Below are 348 nucleotides of genomic sequence, written 5' to 3'. Positions count from 1 at the left end.
CACGGACGGGAAGCTATTTTGCCGGATGTGGATATTACGCGTACGGTCGGTTGGTTTACCAGCCAATTCCCGGTTGTACTCGATATGGGCGAGGAACAGAATGTGGGACGGCGTGTCAAGAACGTCAAAGAAGGACTGCGCCGTTTGCCGCATAAAGGAATTGGATACGGGATTTTGAGATATCTTGCTGACGGGGAAGGGGAAGCCGCTTTTGTCGCCGAGCCGGAAATCAGCTTTAACTATCTCGGACAATTCGATCAGGATTTAAAGAATAATGCCTTTCGCATGTCTCCTTATTCCATCGGAGCTTCCATTAGTGATACGTTGACCAAGCGGTATGCTCTGGAT

1 protein-coding gene is annotated in these 348 nt (G+C 49.4%); it reads left to right on the top strand.

Annotated elements, in window-relative coordinates; translation table 11 throughout:
• The coding region (locus ACL9RM_RS26610; protein ID WP_414126717.1) for a condensation domain-containing protein at window positions 1-348 on the top strand (348 nt) is incomplete at both ends.

Origin of the sequence: Paenibacillus sp. S29 (genome assembly GCF_049319765.1) — a bacterium.
GTDB classification, from domain to species: domain Bacteria; phylum Bacillota; class Bacilli; order Paenibacillales; family Paenibacillaceae; genus Paenibacillus; species Paenibacillus polymyxa_B.
This window is presented reverse-complemented; position numbering and strand designations above follow the sequence as displayed.